This window comes from Marinobacterium profundum (genome assembly GCF_001528745.1).
GTDB lineage: Bacteria > Pseudomonadota > Gammaproteobacteria > Pseudomonadales > Balneatricaceae > Marinobacterium_A > Marinobacterium_A profundum.
The window spans coordinates 1-6,247 of the sequence record NZ_BCNS01000006.1 but is presented as its reverse complement, the minus strand read 5'-3'; the positions used below and the strand labels follow the sequence as shown (position 1 = coordinate 6,247).

Annotated in this window: 6 protein-coding genes; 2 read left to right on the top strand and 4 right to left on the bottom strand. The window is 59.7% G+C overall.

The genetic code is table 11. The features are described 5' to 3' along the window. The 3 genes from MPRO_RS00880 to MPRO_RS00870 form a co-directional block, all read right to left on the bottom strand. On the bottom strand, positions 1-1,351 hold a 1,351-nt coding region (locus MPRO_RS00880), incomplete at its 3' end, for a molybdopterin-dependent oxidoreductase (RefSeq protein WP_158651709.1). Positions 1,352-1,371: 20 nt separating this feature from the next. Next, positions 1,372-2,907, bottom strand: a complete 1,536-nt coding sequence (locus MPRO_RS00875) for a formate dehydrogenase beta subunit (protein WP_067285946.1) — start codon at positions 2,905-2,907, stop codon at positions 1,372-1,374. Then, positions 2,907-3,398 carry a formate dehydrogenase subunit gamma gene (locus MPRO_RS00870; protein WP_067285945.1) on the bottom strand — a complete coding sequence of 164 codons (492 nt, stop codon included), beginning with the start codon at positions 3,396-3,398 and terminating at the stop codon, positions 2,907-2,909. The genes MPRO_RS00875 and MPRO_RS00870 overlap by 1 nt, the downstream gene beginning before the upstream one ends. A 125-nt stretch (positions 3,399-3,523) precedes the next feature. Here MPRO_RS00870 and MPRO_RS00865 point away from each other — a divergent pair, with 125 nt between their 5' ends. Continuing rightward, positions 3,524-4,585, top strand: coding sequence for a substrate-binding domain-containing protein (locus tag MPRO_RS00865; protein ID WP_067285943.1), 1,062 nt, complete (start codon positions 3,524-3,526; stop codon positions 4,583-4,585). 31 nt (positions 4,586-4,616) lie between these two features. Here MPRO_RS00865 and MPRO_RS00860 read toward each other — a convergent pair whose 3' ends face one another. Then, the gene (locus MPRO_RS00860) at positions 4,617-4,928 is read right to left on the bottom strand and encodes a DUF1840 domain-containing protein (protein WP_067285941.1); all 312 of its coding nucleotides are present in this window, start codon (positions 4,926-4,928) and stop codon (positions 4,617-4,619) included. A 377-nt stretch (positions 4,929-5,305) separates the two neighbouring features. Here MPRO_RS00860 and MPRO_RS00855 point away from each other — a divergent pair. Next, positions 5,306-6,247: acyl-CoA dehydrogenase family protein (locus MPRO_RS00855; protein ID WP_173645487.1), on the top strand; the 942-nt coding region annotated here is incomplete at its 3' end.

Below are 6,247 nucleotides of genomic sequence, written 5' to 3'. Positions count from 1 at the left end.
CTATGCGGCGCGGGTCGGCCACGATCAGCTCGGCGCCTTCACGCAGGCGACGACGCATCAGTGAGCCAAACACCGGATGGGCATCGGTGGGGTTGGCGCCTATGACGATGATGACATCGGACTTCATCACCGAGTCGAAGGTCTGGGTACCGGCAGATTCGCCCAGGGTTGCCTTGAGGCCGAACCCGGTGGGGGAGTGGCACACACGGGCACAGGTGTCGGTGTTGTTGTTCTGAAAGCCTGCCCGTACCAGTTTCTGTACCAGGTAGGTTTCTTCGTTGGTGCAGCGCGAGGAGGTGATGCCGCCGATGCTTTCACGACCGTACTTGGCCTGAGTTTCCTTCAGGCGACGGGCAGCAAAGCCGATGGCTTCTTCCCAGCTGACTTCGCGCCAGGGCTGGTCGATGGAATCACGGATCATCGGGTGCTTGATGCGGTCCGCGTGGGTGGCGTAACCAAAGGCGAAACGGCCCTTGACGCAGGAGTGGCCGTGGTTCGCATCGCCGCCCTTGTAGGGCACCATGCGGATGACCTGGTCACCCTTCATTTCGGCCTTGAAGGAGCAGCCGACACCGCAGTAAGCGCAGGTGGTGACGACACTGTGTTCAGGCTGGCCTGCGTCTATAACGCTCTTTTCCATCAGCGTGGATGTGGGGCAGGCCTGCACGCAGGCGCCACAGGAAACGCAATCCGAACTCATGAAATCATCGCCCTGGCCGGCGACGACCTTGGAGTCGAAACCGCGGCCCTCGATGGTCAGTGCGAAGGTACCCTGGACTTCTTCACAGGCCCGTACGCAGCGCGAGCAGACGATGCACTTGCTGGCATCGAAACTGAAATAGGGGTTGGAGCTGTCGGTTTCGGCGTCCAGGTGGTTTTCACCGTCAAAACCGTAACGCACATCCCGCAGACCCACAGCGCCTGCCATGTCCTGCAGCTCGCAGTCACCGTTGGCCGGGCAGGTCAGGCAGTCCAGCGGGTGGTCGGAGATGTACAGCTCCATGATATTGCGACGCAGCTTGGCCAGCTTGCCATTCTGGGTGGTGATCTTCATGCCGGCTTCGGCCGGGGTGGTGCAGGACGCCGGATAGCCGCGGCGCCCTTCGATCTGCACCGCGCACAGGCGACAGGAGCCAAAGGCTTCCAGGTTGTCGGAGGCGCAGAGCTTGGGAATATTGATATCGTGCAATGCGGCGGCCCGCATCACCGAGGTGCCTTCGGGTACGGTGATCTGAACGCCGTCGATGTCCAGGGTTACCAGGGTCTCGGACAGGCGCGCCGGGGTGCCGTAGTCCTTGTCTGGAGAGCCCTTGTATACAGAGCCTTTGCTGGGATCAAAATGTTGCAACATGATATTCGTCTCCGCCCAGCTTAGCGCTGCAGGTCTTCAGGGAAGTATTTCATCACGCTCTGTACCGGGAACGGCGTCATGCCGCCCATGGCGCAGAGGGAACCGTCGACCATGGTTTCGCACAGATCGGCCAGCAGTTCGAGATTGGCCTCGCGATTTTCGTTGGCGCGGATACGGTCGATAACCTCAACGCCACGGGTGGAACCAATGCGGCAGGGGGTGCACTTGCCGCAGGATTCGACGACACAGAACTCCATCGAGAAACGCGCCTGTTCACCCATATCGACGGTATCGTCAAACATCACCACACCACCGTGACCCAGCACAGCACCGACGGCGGCAAAGGATTCATAATCCAGCGGTGTATCCCACTGACTTTCCGGCAGGTAGGCGCCCAGGGGACCACCGACCTGTACAGAGCGTAGCGGGCGGCCGGAAAAAGTGCCGCCGCCAAAATCTTCCATCAGCTGGCGCAGAGTCGCACCGAAGGCCAGTTCGATCAGGCCGCCTTGCTTGACGTTACCGGCCAGCTGCATCGGCAGGGTGCCGAGTGAGCGTCCCATGCCGTAGCTGGCATAGGTTTCGCCGCCCTTGTGCATGATGAAGGGTACCGCCGCCAGCGACAGTACGTTGTTGACCACCGTTGGCTGACCGAAGAGGCCAACAATGGCGGGCAGCGGTGGCTTGGCACGTACCAGACCGCGCTTGCCTTCGAGGCTTTCGAGCAGGGAGGTTTCTTCGCCGCAGATGTAGGCACCGGCGCCCAGGCGCACTTCCAGATCAAAGCGGCGGCCGCTGCCCATCAGGTTGTCACCCAGATAGCCGGCAGCATAGGCGCGCTCGATGGCCATATTCATCAGCCGGTGGGCTACCGGATACTCGGATCTCAGGTAGATGTAACCCTGAGTCGCATCGACGGCCAGGCCCGCGATGGCCATGCCTTCGATCAGCATATAGGGGTCGCACTCCATCACCATGCGGTCGGCGAAGGTGCCTGAGTCGCCTTCGTCGGCGTTGCAGACGATGTATTTCTGCTCGGCTGGCGCGTTCAGTACCGTCTGCCACTTGATGCCGGTGGGGAAGGCCGCACCGCCGCGCCCACGCAGGCCAGAGGCCTTGATCTCATCGACGATCTGTTGGCCGCTCAGCTGCAGGGCTTTTTCCAGGCCGCGAAAACCATCCAGTGCCAGATAGTCTTCAACAGACACCGGGTCCGTGATGCCGGAGCGGGCAAAGGTCAGGCGCTGCTGGTTTTTCAAAAACGGGATTTCTTCCACCAGGCCCAGCGCCAGGGGATGTTCACCGGCGCCCTCGAACAGGCCGGCCTCCACCAGGGCACTGACATCCTCGACGTCCACCGGACCAAAGCCGATGCGACCGGCAGCTGTCTCGACTTCCACGAGTGGCTCAAGCCAGAACAGGCCACGGGAGCCATTGCGGATGATTTCTACCTGGGCGCCGCGGGTCTTGGCCTGGCGTGCAATTTCGGCAGCAACGGCGTCGGCGCCCATGGCCAGTGCTGTTGTATCGCAGGGGACAAAAATACGCGTGGTCATTATTTCAGCTCCAGGGCACGGGTCGTCAGGCGGCTTACCAGGCGGTCGAATTTTTCTGGCGAGACGCGACCGTGGATGTCATTACCGATGCGTACCGAGGGTGCGCAGGCGCAATTGCCCAGGCAGTAGACCGGCTCCAGGGTGATTTCACGATCCGCTGTAGTGCCATGGTAGTCGACGTTCAGGCTGGCCTTGGCGTGGGCCTCCAGAGCGCGTGATCCCATGGACTGGCAGGCTTCGGCCCGGCAGATCTGCAGGGTGTGGCTGCCGGGTTCGCTGGTGCGAAAGTGGTGGTAGAAACTGATAACACCATGAATTTCGGTGCGAGTCTGGTTGAGTGCATCACCGATCTGGGGCACGGCCTCGGTGGGCACATAGCCGAATTTGTCCTGAATTGCGTGCAGAATAGGCAACAGGGCGCCGGGCTTGTGTTTCAGGGCGTCGATTTCTGCTTGGATCAACTCGGGGGTCCACTGGGGGAGGCCGCTCATTGCATTCACCTGGGCTCTTATCGTTATATATGCACCTTGGTGCATATTTTATGATTATGTTTCCATTTAGGATGCGGCAAAGTTAGCATTGCTGCGTCAAACACAAAATATGAAATAAAGTTCATATGAAAAAAATACAGATAACACCGGCCTGGTCATTTACCGATGAAGCGGGCAACCGGCTCGACCCCCAACTCTTTGGTCTGCTCAATGCCGTGCACCAAAGCGGCAAGCTGACGGTGGCGGCAGCGGATGTGGGCATATCCTACCGCCACGCCTGGAACCTGCTGAACAAGTGGAAGGACTTTTTCGGCGTTGCCCTGGTGGATATGCAGAAAGGCCGCGGTGCCTGGCTGTCCCCGCTGGGAGAAAAGCTGCTTTGGGCTGAACAGCGCGTCGCTGCGCGCCTGGGGCCGCAGCTCGAAAGCCTGGGTTCTGAACTGAATCTGGAAATTCAGCAGCTGCTTGAAGGGGTAAAACCGGTGTTGCGGCTCTATGCCAGCCATGGTTATGCGGTGGCGCTGCTGCCGCGTTTCGCCGCGGATTTGCAACTGGATATGCAGTACTGCAGCCCGCAGGAAGCGCTGGCGGCGCTGAATCGTGGCGCCTGCGATGTGGCCGGCTTCCATGTACCCACGGCGGCGATCAGCGGGCCGCTGATGAAAAATTATCGCCGGTTGCTCAAGCCCCGCAGTCACCGCATCATCCGCTTTATCACCCGTTGCCAGGGTTTGATGATCAAGCCGGATAACCCACGGGGGATCGAGGGGCTGAATGATCTGCATAAGTCTGATGTGCGCTTTATCAATCGGCAGAAGGATTCGGGCACCCGGGCGCTGCTCGATGGCCTGCTGCGCGACGCCGGATTATCGGTGCGCAAAATCAAAGGCTATGAGCTGGAAGAATACACCCACTCCGCGGTGGCGGCCTATATAGCGTCCGGCATGGCGGATGTGGGTTTTGGGGTCGAGGCGGCGGCGCGCCAGTTTGGGCTTGGTTTCGTGCCCCTGGCCACAGAGCACTATCTGATGGTGTGTCACAAACAGGCGCTGAACGACCCCAAGATGCAGCGTCTGATCGGCCTGATGGAAAGTGAAGGCTTCAGGGAAGCGGTGTCGGCCTTGCCGGGTTACTCGCCCAGCCGCTGCGGTGAAATCTGCGCCATTGATGAGCTGTTTGATGCCTGACCCAGGCGCTGTAGTACTTATACGCTGCTGTTCAGTGACGCCACATCACATCGGCCTTGTGGTCGGCGGCGGCCTGTAGCAGTTGCAGTAGTGCAAAGGCTCGGGTTGCCAGTGGCACCTTGTCATCCTCATCCTCGTCGTCTTCGCTGTTCGCGGCCTCATCCATGGGCGCGGGAGCATTCTTGAGTGCCTGTTTGAGCCTTGCCAGGGCGGCGGGCACATCGTCGGCCAGCACGGCGCCTGGCACCGTATCGCTACGGCCCATCATGCGTATCAGTTGCAGCGCCTCTGCCCCAAAGAGGGTGATGTCGGCGTGGGCGTCTGAGCTAAAGGTCACCAGCATCTGTGTTTTGCCTTTTGTGATTGGGCTGAGGTCGGGTGGTTTTTTCAGGGCCTGGCCAGCTTGGGCTGGCCAGGCCCTTTAGCGTGAATGAGCATAGCGCCTGCTGGTGGTACTGTCATGCCGCCTTTTGTACTGTCGCCTGCTGCTGGCCGTTAATGTCAATTATTCGACTGTATTTGTTATTGCCGCTAAAGCGCTGATTAACCACACTGTTTGCTATGTTTTGACGGCGTATATCCTGTGTTTGTGCAGCTGCGACTTAGGTCGAGTGATTTGTTGCCACGGCTTTGAAGCTGACCTTTAGAGCTTAAGGGTGGCTGATTCTGTCAGGGATAACGCACGTTTCCACCTTAGGACTGATGCAAGAGGTTACCCAGATGCCCGAGTACAAAGCCCCATTGCGGGATATTCGTTTTGCAATGCAGGAACTGCTGGATTTTGACGGTCACTATCAAAAGCTGCCTGGCGCGGAAGATGCCAGCATGGACATGGTCGATGCCATTCTGGAAGAGGCTGGCAAGTTCGCCTCCCAGGTACTGTCGCCGCTGAATCAGACGGGTGATCAGGGCTGTCGCCTGGGCGCGGGCGGGGTGGAAACGCCTGAGGGATTCAAGGAGGCCTATGCGCGCTATATCGAAGGCGGATGGCCATCGCTGGCGCAGTCGCAGGACTTTGGCGGTCAGGGGTTGCCGGACTCGCTGGCCACCATAGTGGCGGAAATCAACGGCAGCGCCAACTGGTCCTGGACCATGTATCCGGGTCTGTCCCACGGCGCCATGGCAACACTCATGACCCATGCCACCGAAGCCCTGCGTGACCGCTTCCTGCCGCCCCTGGTGGAGGGGCGCTGGACAGGTACCATGTGTCTGACCGAACCCCAGGCCGGTTCCGATCTTGGCCTGCTGCGCACCCGCGCGGAACCCAACGAAGACGGCAGCTACAGCATCAGCGGCACCAAGATTTTCATTTCCGCCGGCGAGCACGACATGGCGGAAAACATTCTGCATATAGTACTGGCACGCCTACCCGATGCACCTGCGGGCAGCAAGGGCATATCGCTGTTTCTGGTACCGCGTTTTGCGGTGAACGATGATGGCAGTCTGGGCCCGGCCAACAGCCTGGGCTGTGGTTCGCTGGAACACAAGATGGGTATCCACGGCAACGCCACCTGCGTGATGAACTTTGACGGCGCCCGGGGCTTTTTGCTCGGTGAGCCAAACCGTGGCCTGGCCTGCATGTTTACTTTTATGAACAACGCCCGACTCTTTATTGCCCCTGTCTCTTATCATCCTATGCCGCTGCCTACCACCCCCGACAGT